Origin of the sequence: Rhizobium sp. SG741 (assembly GCF_012275435.1) — a bacterium.
Classification (GTDB): Bacteria; Pseudomonadota; Alphaproteobacteria; order Rhizobiales; family Rhizobiaceae; genus Rhizobium; species Rhizobium lusitanum.
In genome coordinates this window covers 118405-134120 of record NZ_JAAZQP010000017.1, presented here as the reverse complement: position 1 = coordinate 134120, position 15716 = coordinate 118405, and the positions used below count along the sequence as shown (strand labels likewise).

At 58.9% G+C, this 15716-nt stretch carries 13 protein-coding genes and 1 pseudogene; 8 read left to right on the top strand and 6 right to left on the bottom strand.

Annotated elements, in window-relative coordinates; all coding sequences use genetic code 11:
* Nucleotides 1-277 precede the first annotated feature (277 nt).
* Nucleotides 278-391, bottom strand: a pseudogene (locus tag FHT29_RS34785) (YkgJ family cysteine cluster protein); the annotation flags it as partial.
* A 95-nt stretch (nucleotides 392-486) separates the two neighbouring features.
* Here FHT29_RS34785 and FHT29_RS30930 point away from each other — a divergent pair.
* The 4 genes from FHT29_RS30930 (at nucleotide 487) to FHT29_RS30915 (ending at nucleotide 4070) form a co-directional block, all read left to right on the top strand.
* Entirely contained in the window at nucleotides 487-702 is a 216-nt protein-coding gene (locus FHT29_RS30930) for a hypothetical protein (protein WP_080760482.1), read from the top strand.
* A gap of 219 nt (nucleotides 703-921) precedes the next feature.
* The gene (locus FHT29_RS30925; RefSeq protein ID WP_131511961.1) at nucleotides 922-1293 is read left to right on the top strand and encodes a hypothetical protein; all 372 of its coding nucleotides are present in this window, start codon (nucleotides 922-924) and stop codon (nucleotides 1291-1293) included.
* A gap of 378 nt (nucleotides 1294-1671) precedes the next feature.
* Nucleotides 1672-2481 carry a CheR family methyltransferase gene (locus tag FHT29_RS30920; protein WP_052212011.1) on the top strand — a complete coding sequence of 270 codons (810 nt, stop codon included), beginning with the start codon at nucleotides 1672-1674 and terminating at the stop codon, nucleotides 2479-2481.
* 77 nt (nucleotides 2482-2558) lie between these two features.
* Nucleotides 2559-4070: an oligosaccharide flippase family protein gene (locus tag FHT29_RS30915; RefSeq protein WP_168600900.1), complete on the top strand. Its 1512-nt coding sequence runs from the start codon at nucleotides 2559-2561 to the stop codon at nucleotides 4068-4070.
* 324 nt (nucleotides 4071-4394) lie between these two features.
* On the opposite strand, the gene FHT29_RS30910 is transcribed toward FHT29_RS30915, so the two are convergent.
* The gene (locus tag FHT29_RS30910) at nucleotides 4395-4766 is read right to left on the bottom strand and encodes a lipoprotein (protein ID WP_037191418.1); all 372 of its coding nucleotides are present in this window, start codon (nucleotides 4764-4766) and stop codon (nucleotides 4395-4397) included.
* A 519-nt stretch (nucleotides 4767-5285) separates the two neighbouring features.
* On the opposite strand from FHT29_RS30910, the gene FHT29_RS30905 reads away from it, so the two are divergent.
* Together FHT29_RS30905 and FHT29_RS30900 are read left to right on the top strand one after the other, a co-directional pair.
* A complete protein-coding gene (locus FHT29_RS30905; protein WP_168600899.1) occupies nucleotides 5286-6368 on the top strand; it encodes a PHB depolymerase family esterase in 1083 nt (360 codons plus the stop codon).
* A gap of 189 nt (nucleotides 6369-6557) precedes the next feature.
* The gene (locus tag FHT29_RS30900; protein ID WP_037191426.1) at nucleotides 6558-6956 is read left to right on the top strand and encodes a DUF1236 domain-containing protein; all 399 of its coding nucleotides are present in this window, start codon (nucleotides 6558-6560) and stop codon (nucleotides 6954-6956) included.
* 302 nt (nucleotides 6957-7258) lie between these two features.
* On the opposite strand, the gene FHT29_RS30895 is transcribed toward FHT29_RS30900, so the two are convergent.
* The 4 genes from FHT29_RS30895 to FHT29_RS30880 all read right to left on the bottom strand — a co-directional run bounded on the left by FHT29_RS30895 (nucleotide 7259) and on the right by FHT29_RS30880 (nucleotide 12868).
* Nucleotides 7259-9229 (bottom strand): ABC transporter ATP-binding protein/permease, encoded by a 1971-nt coding sequence (locus FHT29_RS30895; RefSeq protein ID WP_168600898.1) that lies wholly within the window; start codon nucleotides 9227-9229, stop codon nucleotides 7259-7261.
* Between the two features lie 181 nt (nucleotides 9230-9410).
* Nucleotides 9411-10178 carry an SDR family oxidoreductase gene (locus tag FHT29_RS30890; RefSeq protein WP_168600897.1) on the bottom strand — a complete coding sequence of 256 codons (768 nt, stop codon included), beginning with the start codon at nucleotides 10176-10178 and terminating at the stop codon, nucleotides 9411-9413.
* 369 nt (nucleotides 10179-10547) lie between these two features.
* Nucleotides 10548-11753, bottom strand: coding sequence for an acyl-CoA dehydrogenase family protein (locus tag FHT29_RS30885; RefSeq protein WP_168600896.1), 1206 nt, complete (start codon nucleotides 11751-11753; stop codon nucleotides 10548-10550).
* Nucleotides 11754-11824: 71 nt separating this feature from the next.
* Entirely contained in the window at nucleotides 11825-12868 is a 1044-nt protein-coding gene (locus FHT29_RS30880; RefSeq protein WP_168600895.1) for a substrate-binding domain-containing protein, read from the bottom strand.
* Between the two features lie 234 nt (nucleotides 12869-13102).
* Here FHT29_RS30880 and FHT29_RS30875 point away from each other — a divergent pair, with 234 nt between their 5' ends.
* Both FHT29_RS30875 and FHT29_RS30870 read left to right on the top strand, forming a co-directional pair.
* Entirely contained in the window at nucleotides 13103-14587 is a 1485-nt protein-coding gene (locus FHT29_RS30875; protein ID WP_092574313.1) for a sugar ABC transporter ATP-binding protein, read from the top strand.
* Nucleotides 14584-15639, top strand: coding sequence for an ABC transporter permease (locus FHT29_RS30870; protein WP_037191449.1), 1056 nt, complete (start codon nucleotides 14584-14586; stop codon nucleotides 15637-15639). The genes FHT29_RS30875 and FHT29_RS30870 overlap by 4 nt, the downstream gene beginning before the upstream one ends.
* Nucleotides 15640-15716 lie beyond the last annotated feature (77 nt).

Here is a 15716-nt window from a genome sequence, read left to right as displayed (position 1 = left end):
CGCAACACGATACGACAAGCTCGCCATCAACTTCGCAGCTACATGCTATATCGCTGCCACCATCATATGGTGGGTTTGATTGAGTCTCCACCCTAGAGCAATTCCAGGAAAAGTGCGCAGCGGTTTTTCCGTCCGGAATTGCGTAAAAATAAACAGATAGAGCGGTTTGGCGATTCCATGAATCGCTGAACCGCTCCAGAGGACTGATGTCAGCCGTTCGCCGGGTTTCACTTATACTATCCGAGCCACCGGCAAAGCTCTGCTGCTTTCAACTTGCTTAGGCACGACAAACATCTGGCCGAAGATCATAAACCAAGCATGATGTGTTCGAACCAATGTCACCGGTCAAAGCTAAACAGCGCGCGCCGCGACACCGCATTCCTCCTTGATCTATTTTCATGTGCCTTTCTGCAATATTTTGGCCGTAGTGGAACTTTCAGCCACGCTATCGATTTGCTTCGTCGAAACAGCGAGGAGAAGTCGGGCATGGATTCACAACGGACTTTTCAACGACGACGCCCCGTAAGGGGTGCTCCTTATTCACTGGCGGAATTTCAGAAAAAGTACCGCCTGGACGGTGGCACCGCCGAAGACCTGTTCGTTCGGTTTGGCCCCTCGGCGATTGAGCTCGATTTGCTCATGAAGGCAAAACGTCGAGCACCTTCTTTTGATGAGCTGACGAAAGATATGCCTCATCGCTAGAGATCGTCCAATGGCGCTCTCTCCAGATGTCAGAGGCGCCCTCACGCCGCATGAACCAAGATCTCACTCCCAGATCTTGTTTTCACAGCGTCAAGTTTACATTGCCCTACCATTATCTTGAACCGAGGAGGTACTCGAATTGGCGCTACGCCTTTTTGACGATGACCCGCTCCGGTTTGGCGAATTGAGGCGAGTGATGGGCCGACCTAAAACCTCTGTATGCAGAATCTTCAAATATCCTTGGCTCAAAGATTTCTCGTGATCGTCGGCATTTTGGCGGCGATTGCGCTTGCCGCAAACATTCCGCATCTCCACGCGGGAAAAGGTCATCGGGAATTGGGCAGGATAGAGCTATCTGCTGGATCGTCGCGCCTTCCGCGTGATTGTATTTGGTCCAGCCACACCGCTGGAACCAAACGGGTCCAGCGGTCGATGCAAGCCTGTAAACGCTACAGCGCTGCTTATTCTACCTTCGATGTGATCTGCCCTTCGCTCTATTTTGCCGTATCTGAGATCGTCCGGGCATACTTTTTGCCCCATGGGCTGCTGCTGTTTCCTCCAGAGCAACAGAATTTTCTGTATCCCTCATAGGCCCTATCGCGACACTACCGCGCACTTCTGCTCCCGGTAGATAGTCTCGCTTCCGCAATACGCGAGCTCCGAAGTGAGCCGACATGCGTACGATAGCAGCCGGACGCCACATCTTGCCGGCCCCCCTGGTTATGGGTTCGGCAATCTCCGGGCCTGTCTTTCGAGGATAGCGCAGGAAAGCTTCTCAGCGCGCGTTTGCACCAATCCGATTCGAACCCCTGTTTTTTTGCCTGATCCTCCTTGGGATCGGCGTTACGCTAGAAGGAGTATATAATGCCGCTCGCCATCACTGGATTTAATTCCCTTCGCCAGGCTCCCTTTCGCCTGTGTCGCGCTCTTTGGGAGACAATTCCGAACTCAGCCCGGCGAACGCCGGCCATGTTCCGTGCCGGACGATACATCTACCGCCACTTCACCCGTCACACCGGGAAGTTTCAGTCGCACTATACCCAGTTCATGCGCAACCCGCCGCTGTTGTCGACTATTGCAACACTCGCATCGCACTATCCGCGTAGCAGCCACCTAAAGATCGCGTCTATTGGGTGCAGTACCGGGGCCGAACTCTATTCCGTTCTCTACACGATCAAAAGCCTTCGGAGCGATTTGCATATCACCGCGCAGGGCGCAGACATATCGGATGCGGTGGTGGAGGCCGCAAGGCGAGGCGTCTACTTTCCTGATGTTCCAGCTGCCGAGGGAGGTCTTTACGCCGCAGGCAGGGCGGAAGTCGCCGGCGCTGATGTGCCATCACTCGTCAAACTCCTGGAGCCTCTTGCGGATGGATCGTTACGGGTAAGGGACTGGGTGAGGGAAAGCGTTACCTGGCGGACCGCCGATGCGACTGACGATAAGCTTCCGGAGCTTTTCGAGCCGCAGGATTTCCTGCTGGCAAACAATTTCATGGGGCCGATGGACGACCACTTGGCCGAACGATGCCTACGGAACATGGTAAGGCTTGTCGCCCGCGACGGATATCTGGTCGTCGACGGGATCGACCTCGACGTTAAAACGAGAGTGTTGACGGAATTCGGGTTCCGGCCCGTGCTGATGAACCAGGAAGAGATATGGGAAGCGGAGGGATTAAAAACCGGCTGGCCGTGGCTTCGCTGGGGCCGTGAGCCGATCGATCGCAGCGAGGCTGATTGGGCTCGGCGATATTCGGTCATCTTTCGCCGTGACGACCACTAACTCGCTAATTTGCACCGGCCGCCGAGATCGTCAATCGAGGCGAGGCGACCGGTGATCTATCAATCTGGAACGCTCACATGTTTTCACCGACCAAGGACGCTGAACCCCGCGCGGACAGCGAAGCACCGCATTGGGACGGACCCACAAGACGTCAGTTTATACGGGCGATCGTGTCCGGTGGCGTTTGGATCGTCGTAGCGAAGATCGTTTCACAGGTTTCGCAAATCGTGATGTTCTTCCTTGCGGCACGCATGCTGAGCCCCGCCGAATTCGGGCTTTTCGCTTTCGTTTCGGCCATTGCCATGCTGCTGGTGGTGATAGCGGAGGGTGGCTGGGCGGAATTCATGATGAAATCGCGAGATAGCTGCGATTGCTTCGATCAAGTCGCCACTATCTCGCTTTGCAGTGGCGGAATATTTACGATCGTCGGCCTCATCGGTACCGCGGTTTTCTACGCCCTTACAGCCAACCTCACGCAAAGTTGGCTTCTCGCTCTTCTAAGTTGCTGGATGTTGCCCGCGGCGCTAACCGCCACTTTCGACGGCGTGTTGGTCGCTTCCGGTCGTCTGCATCAACGTGCACTCGTCAGAGTCGTTGGAGAGGTCGTAGGCCTGCTTACGGCAGTGGCGTTGCTCTACCTTGACGCGCATGCATCGGCTCTTGCGGCGGCCAAAATAGTTTGCCAGTTTGTTTTGCTGACAGGATCCGTGATCGTTACGATGCGGCTACCGCGTCTACGGCTTACGGCACCAGTGTTTGTCGAAGTCGTAACATTCTCGCGCCAGATCGTCGGAAATCGTCTGATCGTCTTTCTCGGATCATATTCGGGTACCCTGGTCGTAGGGAGTTTTCTAGGGGTAGCGGATGCGGGATTCTATCGTGCGGCAGAGCGCGTCGTCTCAGTCGTGTCGGAATTGATGGGCGAACCGGCGCGGTCGTTGAGCTGGGTGGTTTTCCGGCGCGCACACGGGCAGCCTGGGGCATCGGCGCGCTCGATCGGCCACGCCGGCGTGAGATTCCTTCTCATTCTGTTTGCCATTGCAGCGCCCATGTACCTCGGTCTTGCGCAGGTATGCGAACCTGTCGTACGTCTTCTGCTTGGCGATGCATGGATGCCTGCAGCCTCCATAATACCCTTTCTTTGTGTGCGCCAATTGCTGCTTTCACCTGGCTACATCAACGAGGCGTCGCTATCCGTCATCGATCGAATCCGGTACCGGCTCCCCGTTACAGTGTTGAACGTTGCTGTATCGCTTGCGGCCGTCGTCGTGTTTGCACGGTTTGGGCTAAGAGAGTTGGCGATCGTTCAATGCTTTACGGCCGCTTTCGCGCTGGCGACCTGCATCGGACTGCAGTCGAAGATTGCGAAGGTGGATTGGGTGGAGATTTCGAAAGGAGTTATCCTGCTGATCCTGCCTGCGAGCATAATGATGATCGCAACTGTGATGGTGGTCCACAATCTGTCGGGAGACATGTCCTGGCGGGTCGGTCTTTTTCTTCAGATCACTACCGGCGCTTTGACCTACGCTACCGCGCTGATGGCATTGGTAGGTCTAAGCAGGCGCCTGCGCTGGCTAACCTTAGAATAGAATGAACCGGGGGCTTCGCGTTCCGCGGAGCTTGACAGGTATTCATTTTCCGTCGGGAAGAATTCGCGGGCGGATTCCACAACTCTGTCGCCAGCGCGCCCGCGACGCCTTTTCCTGGGCGCCAGGACGATGAAGTATCCGGATTTCCTCGACATTCGTATCGCGCTAACGGGTCGTGTTCTCTTGCCGGCCCCCATATCGACATCAACCGCAAGGCAGGGCTTTGCGTTCAGGTTTCGGACCTCGAAGACATTGTACGGGAATTTGCAGCACGAAATAGAGGGCGATCCGAGGGCCGCCCTCTGCAACTCCATGCCTATCCGGCTATTTAGCCACGTGCCAGAGGTTGGCAACGCCGTCGCCGTTCATGTCGCCTGACTTTTTATCTCCAGTAAAGGTATAAAGCGGCTTGCCACCATAGGCCCACATTTGCTTGCCATCGGCATCCTTGACCAACGACCACTCACCCTCTGCCTTGGCTTTGTCGGCAGCATGGAAGGCTGGCCACTTCTTGAGGCAATCCTTGTCGCAGTTTGATTTACCTTTGGTATCCTTGTCGAATGTGTAGAGGGTCATGCCCTTTTCCGTAGCCATGACCTTGCCCATTTTGGTGTCGACCATCTTGACAGGTTCGGCTGCCAGAGCCGGCAAAGTTGTTGCGGCTAAAAGGCCGATCGCGATCAGCAGCGTTTTCATATTTTCCTCCCATTCGGGGTTCCTGACGAAATGTCAGCAGTGCCCGATATAGCCATAGAGAAACGTTCGGCCGCCAACGTGGTTCCATTGGGCGGCTGGCAAACCGCACAACGGCAATTGCCTTCCTATCGCAATGACATTGCGTGAAAAACCCGGTTCATAAGGAGCCCGAATAACGGATTCTCTTTCCTGCCTTGAGCGACGACGTCCATACCGGGAGGCTTTCGCACCGCAAACCTGCAGCCCCTGAGGACATCAACCATGACCGCCCACCCGCCGCTGCTGCCAGCCTCGGAGCGATCGTTACGGAATTGGTGGTCAATGTTTCCAAGCTCCCCTTTCCTGGCCATCGCAACGGTTTGTCGCAAGTATGGCGGCTTCAAAACTGCGGGGTATTCCCGGAAAGCTCGCCCCCTACCCTGTTTCATCCTGTAAATCGTTTTGTGCAGTGCAACAAAATGGAGCAGTGCGCGTTTGCTTTTGTCACTGCCATTCCGGCTTTGATAGTTGGAGCATGCAATGACATCCCTTTCCGATACGATCAAACGCCTCGCAGAGCAGCGAGCTGGACACCTCGGCAATAGTGCTGCGACGTCTCGGCTCGGAGATCTCGGAGCCTTCGGTTCAAACCCTGGGGCACTGGCCGCAAAGATATATGTTCCTTCTTCGCCGGAGCAGCCCCCTGCCCTCGTCGTTGTATTGCACGGTTGTACCCAAACAGCTGAAATCTACGATCATGGTTCTGGGTGGTCCCGCCTTGCCGACGAACATGGCTTCATTCTTCTTTATCCGGAGCAGCGCCGGGAGAACAATATCAATCTCTGTTTCAACTGGTTCGAGCCGGGCGATACGCGCCGCGGCGAAGGGGAGGCCATGTCGATCGTTCAGATGATTGAAATGGCATGCCGTGAGCAGCAGATAGATCGCAAGCGGGTTTTCATCACCGGACTTTCAGCCGGCGGCGCGATGGCCAACGTCATGCTCGCGACCTATCCGGAAGTATTCGCGGGCGGCGCAATCATCGCGGGCCTGCCCTACAACGTCGCCTCTACGGTTCCGGAAGCCTTTGAGCGGATGCGCGGTAACGGCCTTCCATCCGCGTCAATCCTTTCCGCCAAGATCACCGAGGCATCACCACATCGAGGGCCGTGGCCCATTGTCTCTGTCTGGCAGGGCACCCGGGACCACATTGTCGCCGAGGCGAACGCCCGTGGACTCGTCGAGCAATGGCGAAGCATTCACGGCGTGTCTTCCTCTTCGCCCATATCCTCGGTTTCGGAAGCCAACCATCGCATCACCGGATGGGAAATGGAGGACGGCTTCGTCTCGATCGAGCTCCATAGAATCGACGGCCTGGGTCACGGAACGCCGATCGATACCAAGAGCGGTCTCGGCGTTACTGGTCCGTTCATGCTTGATGTCGGCGTCTCTTCAACCGCGCATATCGCCCGATCCTGGGGCCTGGCGCCGTCCTTTGGCAAACGAAGCTATCCCGAGCCCCACCAAAACGACGCGCTGCCGGAACGACCAATACCTGCGTCCGCCGACGGTATCCGGGGTGTCATCGAAAATGCCCTTCGTTCCGCCGGCCTCATGCGCTGAATGATCTGATGAATATGGCAATCGGGACAAGACCTTGAGCCCATGTCGTGCGCATCACCCTTCACGGATTTTGTCGCTACGGCGCAACTCGTGATGACGCCAAGCAGCTTCTGGGGAGGAACATTCTGGTGCGACGGGCATTCCCCTTTGAGCTCGTACGAGCCCAAAAGGAAAGGAAAAGGAAATGCTATGAATACGAAAGTCATCGTTTCAGCAGCGGCCGCCTTTGGCCTTCTTGCTGGTTCAGCCTTCGCACAATCCTCGACAGTTACCGGGGCTGCGGGTGGCGCGGTTACCGGAGCAGTTGTTGGCGGCCCTGTGGGCGCGGCAGTCGGCGGCGTGACCGGAGCTATCGTCGGAACGGCCATCGACCCTCCGCCCCAGAAGGTCGTCACCTACGTGGAAGAGCAGCCAATGCCTTCCCGTGAGACCGTCGTGCAAGATAGGATAGTTGTCGGCCGGCCGCTCCCTGACACCGTTGTTGTCACACCGGTCCCCGATAATCCAACCTACGCCTACGCCTACGTTAACCACGAGCGGGTTATCGTCCAGCCGAAGACCCGTAAGGTTGTGAAAATCCTGGAATAATGCTGCCGGAAGGGCCTTTTCCAAAGGCCCTTCCCACCGGGAGGCGAGCAGCCCATGGCGCGTTCTTCGTGCGTATGGCGTTTGCGAACTCAGGCATACGCATTTTCGAGTTCTGATCCGCGCTCGAGCGGAAGCTCAATTCCTCTGGATAGAATGGCTCGCCTCATGATAGCGGGCCCAAGAAGTTTTTTGAGCCACTTGGTGGCGCAATACGACAGCCCTCTCCACAATGCAGGCTCGCCCAGCGCCTCCGGGAACGCCGACCAGGCAGACTTCAATTTCCATTCTGGGACGCCGCCGCCTCACTCGCGATCCCGCTCCACGGAGGGCCGGTTCTCTAAAAGGCGCAAAAGCAAATTCCGTTTTCTCTTGCGGTGGACAAGATCAATATCACTGACAAGCTTTGCACCGCCTTCGCGCCGCTCCAATGTGATCTTGCGGCTATGGAAGGCTTCCAGCTCGGCTCGATGCGCTACGCTTATGATGGTGACCTTCGGCAATTCACGGATCACCGTCTCCATCATCTTGTCCTGGCTCTTCTCGTCGAGCGCTGACGTTGCTTCATCCAGCACGATGATATCGGGATCGTGCAGCAAGAGACGCGCAAACGCGAGCCGCTGCTTTTCGCCACCCGACAGCGTCTGGTCCCATGGCGCATCCTCCCCGATCTTATCGTTCAAATAATCGAGCCCCACCCTGTCGAGGGCTGCCTTGATCGTATCCAGCGTCCAGTCATCGGCGGCACGCGGATAGGCGACTGCACGGCGAAGCGTCCCGGAAGGGATATAAGGCCGTTGCGGTAACATGAACAATCGTCTGTCGGCGTGGAAATTGACGCTGCCGTTGCCCCACGGCCAAAGACCTGCGATGGCCCGCACCAGCGTGCTCTTGCCTGAACCGGATTCTCCGGCCACGAGCACCCGCTCGCCTGGTTCGATCACGACCTGGGTTTCCTTGACCACAGCGGTGCCGTCGTCAAGCGACACCGACAGATCGTTCAGGCTGAGCATCGCATCGCCTTCAGTTTCACCGCGCTTGATGCGTCCCAGGGCGTTGCTCTGTTCCGCGCGCTCGAGCCCGTCGAGCGACATCATCAGCGAAGCAATGCGCCGGGCACAGGCGTTCCAATCGGCAAGCCGGGGATAGTTGTCGACCAGCCATCCGAACGCGCTCTGAACGATGGCGAAGGCGGAGGCAGCCTGCATTATCTGCCCAAGAGTCATGCTGCCTTCGAGAAACTTTGGAGCGCAAAGCAAAATCGGTACGACTGGCGCAAACAGGCTCGACCCCTGCGACACAAGCGAGGTGCGCATATGCTGGCGTGCAAGAAGCGCCCATTGCCTGAGCACATTGGCGAACGTCTTGTCGACGTCGTTACGCTCCTCCTCTTCACCGCCGAGCAATGCGATACTCTCGCCGTTTTCCCGCACGTGCGTCAGCGTGTAGCGAAATTCGGCTTCCGCCTGATTTTTGACCTCCGAGATGTGGACGAAATGGCGGCCGATAAGCGCCATCGAGCTGGACGTAATCGCGGCGTAGAGTACCGCAGTGATGACGAGGAAGCCGGGAACAGTGACGCTCGAACCCCCGATCGTCAGAGTCAAGGCCCCGCCGATCGTCCAGAGCACCACAATGAAGGTCGAGGCCGACAGAAATGCGGAAATGACACCAGCGGTGAAATCAACAGGTGATTCAGTGGCAATCCGCAAATCCTCCGTGATGCGCGCTTCGGGGTTCTTGTGGTCGCCGCCGATGAGATTCAGTTGATAGTACCGGCCGTTTGCGAGCCAGCGCGCGATCACCGCGGTAGTGAGCCAGGAGCGCCAGCGGCGCTGGATCGCCATACGAAGGGAGACTTGGGCAGCGACAAGGACTACGCTTCCGAGCACGAGTGGCAGGAACACGGCACTTAGGAAATATACGGTGCTGGCATTACGCTGTTCTATGGCGTCAAAAATCGCGCGATTCCAGATATTGATTCCATACTGGAAGCCGACATTGATGCCGATCAGGGTCAATAGTGCCATTGAGCACGGCCAAGCGAGGCTGTCGCCACTGCTGCCCCAGTAACCGCGCGCACTGATCCAGAAACGCGTCAGCAAATACCTCTTGCGCGCCCGCTCGGCCTCCTCAGGCGTCAACTCTGGATCGGGCTCGATGACATTTGGCGGCGGCGCGACCTCGACAGTCGACGCCTTTTCCTGGCGCGACTTCTTAAGGCCGCGCGGTTTGGTACCGCCGCCCGATTTCGGATTGAATTTAGCGTGGGTCATAAGCACGATAACGGCTTAAAAATCAAAAGGTTTCATGGTGCCGTTGTCGAATACGGCATCGCAGGCGTGTCGAAAAAATGAGGCATCCACCGCTCGAACGCACAGGGCCTCAAAAGGGCATGCCACCCCAACCATTTTTCAGCCATCGATCTGCTCGACAGCCAAAGGAGCCTCTCCGCAATTAGATCGCGGTGAAGCCGTTGTCGACAAACAAGTGGGCGCCGTTGACGAAACGCGATTCGTCGCTGGCGAGATAAAGCGCGGCCTGGGCCACATCCTCGGGTTCGCCGATGCGGCCCTGCTGCGCGGCGATAGCGGCATCCGACACGTCGACACCTAGAGCCTGCAACTCGGAAACCTCCCGCAGGCCATGCGGCGTTCGGATGAATCCAGGGCATACGGCATTGCAGCGAATGTTTCGGTCTCGAAATTCGACGCCGACCGCGCGGGCGAACATATGAACCGCACCCTTCGTGGTGTCATACAGGACTTCCATCGGCGTTGCAGCTACGGCAGAAATCGACGATGTGCAAACGATCGAGCCACCGCCCGCAGCGATCATGCCCGGCAGCACTGCCCGGGTCATTAGAAACATGGAACGGACATTGACGGCATGAAGCCAATCCCACTCCTGAACTGTCGTTTCCAGGAATGGCTTGATGACGATCGTTCCCGCATGGTTGAACAGCACGGTGACCGCGCCGAATAGGGCTTCCACGCCCTTGACCGCGTCGGTAACCGCCGTCTCGTCGGAGACATCCGCGATCCAATGCTCCGCAGTTCCTCCGGCAGCGCGAATATCGCTGACGGTTTGCGCAGCTGCATCGCCGTTCCGGTCGATGATTGCGACCTTTGCACCTTCCCGTGCGAACAGGCGGGAGGCGGCTCCTCCCATGCCGGTCGCCCCTCCGGATATAATTGCGATCTTGCCTTTTAGCCTGTCAGTCATGTCCTTGTCTCACTTACCACGATTTTCGTCACGTTGTTGCGGACGTCAACGATATCACGATCTCATCCGGAATCGGACTGATCCTCAGCGGAGCCCGCGGATTCAAAGCAAGCACATTCGCGGCTCTGTAGCCGCGTGGCCTGACTTGCCGAATTCGGCTCTATTTGGATGACATGAGAGAATCGGATCGGAGATCGTCCGACGGTGGAATCGCGGGTCTGGCACATGCGAAGCCATTCGCCAGCCGAATGAGGCCTGCCGACATAAGCAGGCCGCATCAGAGATATGCGAGAAACAAACAAAGCACTGTAAAACTCTCTGTAAACAGCGCTTCGCTCACACTGGGAAATACCTCATAACCATGTGTATTCAGCTGTAGAGACTGACCTCGGGGATCGTGTCGTTGAGAACGAATTCTCCGACTTCCCTGGCCTTGTAGAAGACGGGATCGTGCAGCGTGTGGGTCCGCACATTGCGCCAGAAACGGTCGAAGCGATATTTCTCAGCTGTCGAACGCGCGCCGGTGAGCTCGAAAACGCGGGCAGTCACATCAAGAGAAACATGCGTGGCATGGACCTTCGCCGCATAGGCTTCGGCCGCAGCCTCGCCGCGTTCACGCGCGGTCGCCTTATGACCCTTGGCAAGATTGGCCTGAACGACAGCGGCGGCGCTATCGGCTAGGGCCGCAGACGCCTTCAAGGCGGCGGTCAGCTCGCCGACGCGCTCGAGGATATAAGGATCGTCGGTCGCCCGCTCGACGCCTGAGGTCACCCAAGGCCGCGTCGTCGTGCGGACATAATCGACCGCCTCGCGCAACGCGCCTTCGGCGGTCCCGAGATAAAAGTTCACGAAAACAAGCTGAATGAGCGGCGTGTTGAACGTAGCCAAGACGGGCGCGGCACCGCCGGTCGTTGCGACCTTGTCCAGATCCTCCTCATAAACAGGGAAATCATGGAATTCGACGCTGCCGCTATCGGAAAGGCGCTGGCCGAAATTATCCCAATCGTCATTGGCCTTGTAACCCGCCCGATTGGTCGGAACGGCAAAGCCGACGATCCTGTCGTCGAGGGCGGCATTGGCGTTGATATAGTCGGAGACGTGCGCCGCCGTGGAGAAGGATTTGCGGCCGTTCAGGACATAGCCGTTGCCGCGCCGCGTCAGCACGAGGCCGGGATCGCGCGGATTGACGGCCGCGCCCCAATAGAGGCTGTTAGCCACCGTCTTGCCGCCGAGCTCCTGTGCGCGCGCCTCGTCGAAGGCCCAGTAGACATATTGGCTGTTGACGAAATGATAGCCGAGAAGCTGGCCGATAGAGCTTTCGCCGCGGGCGAGGATGCGGGTCAAACGCAGGCCATCAACCCAATCGAGACCACCGCCGCCGATCTGCGGCGCATGCAGCGCATTCAGCAATCCCGCATTCTTGAGCTTGACGATTTCGCCAAGCGGCGGCTGGCCTTCACGGTCCAGCTCGGCGGCGCGTTTCGAAAGGTCAGCTGCAATTTCCTCGGCCCTGGCAAAGAGATCCTCTCGCGTGGCATTCCGATTGCTCGCGAAGACGACGTTGGACTGGCTCATGGTATCACTCCGATTCTATGACATGAGCCGGCGGGGTCTCGTGATCCCGCCGACAAATCGAGGCAGGCAGCTTAGAAAAGCTTGTCCGGGATCCAGGTGGCGGTCACCGCGTCGCTCGTGCTGAACGCCGGAACCTTCTGCGCCAGTTCCTCGATCGTCTTGACACCGGCGGTGCGCAGTCCCTCCTGGGTCAGGAGCGTCGGCTTGACGGTGATCTGATGCGGAACATCCTGACCGGCGACCTGCAGGGCGGCGGCGCGAATGGAGACGGCGCCGACAACGGCCGGATTGGTCGCGACGGTCGCAACCCAGGGGCTGCCCGGCTCGATGATCTCCTGAATGTCGGCGGTGGAAACGTCAGCCGAATAGATCTTCAGCTTGCTCCCGATGCCGAGATCGTTGGCCGCAAGCTTCACGCCACGGGCAAATTCGTCATAGGGGGCGAAGACGACAGTGATGTCGGGATTTGCTGTCAACGCCGCCTTTGCCTGGTCGGTCGTGGAGGTTGCCGTCGTATCGCTGACATTGCCGAAGCGGGCCTTTTCGACCACACCAGTATTTTGTGACTTGAACGTCTCCCAGACTTCATTGCGGCGGTCGAGCGGCGCAAAGCCTGCGACATAGACATAGCCCGCCTTGAAGCTGCTGCCATTATCCTTGACGACCTGCTTCAAGGCGAGATCGGCAAGCTCGTGGTCGCTCTGCTCGACCTGCGGGATCTTCGGATTGTTGAGATTGACGTCGAAGGCGACGACCTTGATGCCCTTGTCGAGCGCCTGTTGCACGACGTCACCGAGCGATTCCGGCAGGCCGTGATCGATGACGATGCCCGAGACACCGAGGTTGATCGCCTGCAGGATCTGCTCACGCTGTTCGGCGGCATCCTGACGTCCCGGGAAGACGCGCAGATCGATGTCGAGCGCCTTGGCCTGGGCTTCGGCGCCGGCCTGATAGGCCTGAAAGAAGTCGCCGGCGGAAATGTAGCTGATGAGAGCGATCTTGACGCCGCCCTTGTCGAAGGGAGCAGGAGCGCCGCTCACGCCGCCGGCCATTGCTGCTTGCGTGAAAAAGAGCGGAATGGCGGCTGACAGGGCAAGCCGCGGAAGGGATTTCATCGTCGCGATCCTCGTGATCAATCGGAAGCGTCGTCTGACGGAATGCCAACCCTGCGACGCATGAAATTATTAGATATAATCTCTATGTTTTTAGTAGAGTAAATCATCCGAATTTCGCGGCCTTCTGAGATTCTTTGTTCGCCTCGGCAGGCCTTCAGGGCAAGGGCTTGCCTGGAAATCCGGTGGCCATGCTGCGCACTATCAGCGCTCGAACAGGAACCCGGATCCCTCTGAATGGCGCTTCTTGACGTCTCCAATATTACGCATAGCTTCGGCTCGACACGCGCCGTCGATGCCGCGCGCTTTGCGATCGAGCGCGGAGAGATCGTCGCGCTGATGGGTGCCAACGGCGCTGGAAAATCGACGCTGGTCAAGATTCTGTCGGGCGTGTTTGCCGCAGACGGCGGCACGATCCGGCTCAACGGGCAACCGTTCTTGCCCAGAAGCCCTTCTGAAGCGGCTCGGGCGGGTGTCGTCACCGTCCATCAATCGACGGATCTCATCGGTCCTGCCGGACTGACCGTCGCCGATGTTCTGCTGCTCAACCGGTTCGCCGAGCGCGGAACACCCTTCTTCGTCTCGCGCAAGAGCGTTCGGCGCGAGGCCAAGGCAATGCTGGACGCAGCCGGCTTCTCACTGCCGCTCGATCGTGATTTCGGCGATATCTCGGCAGCCGACCGCCAGCTCGTGGCAATCGCGCGCGCCTTGGCCAACAAGGCAGAACTGCTGATCCTCGACGAACCCACAGCCAGTCTATCGGGAACCGAAAGCCGGAGGCTCTTCGATGTCCTCCTGCGGCTGCGTGCTCAGGGTCTGGCGATCCTCTATATCTCGCATCGGACGGCGGATCTGGAGGCTATAGCCGATCGCGCGCTGGTCATGCGCGGCGGACGGGTGGTCGGCAGCGTTTCCCGGCCGATCGACTTTTCTGCCGCTATCGAAGCGATGATCGGCCGCAGGCTGGATAGCGCGCGCCCCGATGTGCGGCAGGCCACGGGCCCGGCGGTCTTTGAAATGCGCGGCACGCGGCTATTTTCGCAAAGCGAAGCCTTCGACCTCAGCCTTCATGCCGGCGAAGTGGTTGCCGTGACCGGCGTACTCGGGGCCGGAAAAAGCCGGTTGCTGGCGGCGATCTTCGGCACCACCCGGTTGGCCGGGGGCGATATGCTGCTCAACGGACGACCTTATCGGCCTCGCTCGCCTGGCGAGGCAGTCGCAGCCGGCGTCGCCATGGCAGGAGAGGATCGCCATCGCTCTTCGCTCATGCCGGATGCCTGGCCGGGCTCCTCCCTGGCGGCGACGATCAGCCTGCCGCATCTCGACAAATGGTATCCCCATGGCTTCCTGCTCGGCGGCCGTGAGCGGCGCGAGGCGGAAAAGGCGATTTCGCGCCTTGGCATCAAGGCAGCGGGTCCGCAAGCCTCTATCTGGACCTTGTCCGGCGGCAACCAGCAAAAGGCCGTCATCGCGCGCTGGGAGGCGGAACCATGCCCGCTCCTGCTGCTCGACGAACCCTTTCAGGGGGTCGATGTCGGCGCGCGGCAGGACATCATAAAGGCGATCCGTGCGCGCAGCGACCGCGCGACGTTGATTGCCACCTCCGACCCGGAGGAAGCCTACGAGGTCGCCGATCGCATTCTCACGATGGATCACCACGTGCTGCGCCCCATCGCTGGCAACAAAACAATTTCCGCAGCCATTGAGGGCATTTCCGCATGACAACGATCGATGACGACAGATTTGCGGCTGCGGCCGCACAGGACGGCCGCGGCGTCAAAGGCCGCCTTGCTGTAGTCGGCCACCATCTCCGCGCGGGCGCAGTGTTCCTCCTGCTCCTGGCCATGCTGGTCGGCTTTACCGCGGCACAGCCCGCCTTCATCACGATCGCAAATCTCATGAGTATCCTGCAGGCCGTGTCTGTTGTTGCGATCCTCGCCGCCGGCGTCACGGTCACCCTTGCCGTCGGCGGTTTCGACCTGTCCATCGGCGCGATTGCCGCCTCCAGCGTCATGGCGGCAAGCTATGCCATGATCGTCTGGCACCTGGACGCTCTCGCAACCGTGCCTCTGGTGCTGACCTTCGGCGCCGTGATCGGCCTCGTCAACGCCTTCCTCATCGTGCGCCTGCGCGTGCCGGATCTGCTCGCCACGCTCGCAGTGATGTTCCTTCTTTCGGGCCTGCAATTGATCCCGACGGCTGGACGCTCGATTTCGACCGGCATGGTGCTGCCGGACGGCTCGAAGGCGACGGGCGCCTTTGATCCATCCTTCCTTCTGATCGGCCGCTACAATCTCTTTTCCATCCTGCCAGTCGCCGTCGTGTTGATGGCGGTCGTCGCCATCGTGCTTTTCGTACTGACCGAGCGGACCCGCATCGGCCGGCTGCTCTTCGCCACCGGCGGCAACGAACTCGCCACCCGGCTCGCCGGCGCTTCGACAACGCGGCTGAAGACATTTGCTTATGTGATTTCCGGCGTGCTCGCAGCCCTCGGCGGCATCGTCATTGCCGCCCGCGTCGGGCGCGGCGACGTCTCCTCCGGGGGCTCCCTGCTGATGGATTCCGTCGCGGCCGCGTTGATCGGCTACGCCGTCCTCAATCTGCGCCGCCCGAACGTGCTTGGCACGATCGTCGGAGCAGTATTCGTCGGCGTATTGCTGAACGGGCTCACCATGCTGAATGCCCCTTACTATACGCAGGATTTCGTCAAGGGCGCAGTTCTCGTAGGTGCACTGGCGCTAACCTATGGGCTCGGCAGAAACCCTGATCGCTGAGCCCCGGAAGCGGCCCACGGAAATTTCCCCGGCCGCTCGTGTTTTGGAAAACCATTCCTCTGTAATGCGCCTAAATC

What these genes read in the sequence shown, in the direction of transcription:
- FHT29_RS30930 (WP_080760482.1), top strand. Translation starts at nt 487, where the DNA reads ATGGATTCACAACGGACTTTTCAACGACGACGCCCCGTAAGGGGTGCT.
- FHT29_RS30925 (WP_131511961.1), top strand. Translation starts at nt 922, where the DNA reads ATGCAGAATCTTCAAATATCCTTGGCTCAAAGATTTCTCGTGATCGTC.
- FHT29_RS30920 (WP_052212011.1), top strand. Translation starts at nt 1,672, where the DNA reads ATGTTCCGTGCCGGACGATACATCTACCGCCACTTCACCCGTCACACC.
- FHT29_RS30915 (WP_168600900.1), top strand. Translation starts at nt 2,559, where the DNA reads ATGTTTTCACCGACCAAGGACGCTGAACCCCGCGCGGACAGCGAAGCA.
- FHT29_RS30910 (WP_037191418.1), bottom strand. Translation starts at nt 4,766, where the DNA reads ATGAAAACGCTGCTGATCGCGATCGGCCTTTTAGCCGCAACAACTTTG.
- FHT29_RS30905 (WP_168600899.1), top strand. Translation starts at nt 5,286, where the DNA reads ATGACATCCCTTTCCGATACGATCAAACGCCTCGCAGAGCAGCGAGCT.
- FHT29_RS30900 (WP_037191426.1), top strand. Translation starts at nt 6,558, where the DNA reads ATGAATACGAAAGTCATCGTTTCAGCAGCGGCCGCCTTTGGCCTTCTT.
- FHT29_RS30895 (WP_168600898.1), bottom strand. Translation starts at nt 9,229, where the DNA reads ATGACCCACGCTAAATTCAATCCGAAATCGGGCGGCGGTACCAAACCG.
- FHT29_RS30890 (WP_168600897.1), bottom strand. Translation starts at nt 10,178, where the DNA reads ATGACTGACAGGCTAAAAGGCAAGATCGCAATTATATCCGGAGGGGCG.
- FHT29_RS30885 (WP_168600896.1), bottom strand. Translation starts at nt 11,753, where the DNA reads ATGAGCCAGTCCAACGTCGTCTTCGCGAGCAATCGGAATGCCACGCGA.
- FHT29_RS30880 (WP_168600895.1), bottom strand. Translation starts at nt 12,868, where the DNA reads ATGAAATCCCTTCCGCGGCTTGCCCTGTCAGCCGCCATTCCGCTCTTT.
- FHT29_RS30875 (WP_092574313.1), top strand. Translation starts at nt 13,103, where the DNA reads ATGGCGCTTCTTGACGTCTCCAATATTACGCATAGCTTCGGCTCGACA.
- FHT29_RS30870 (WP_037191449.1), top strand. Translation starts at nt 14,584, where the DNA reads ATGACAACGATCGATGACGACAGATTTGCGGCTGCGGCCGCACAGGAC.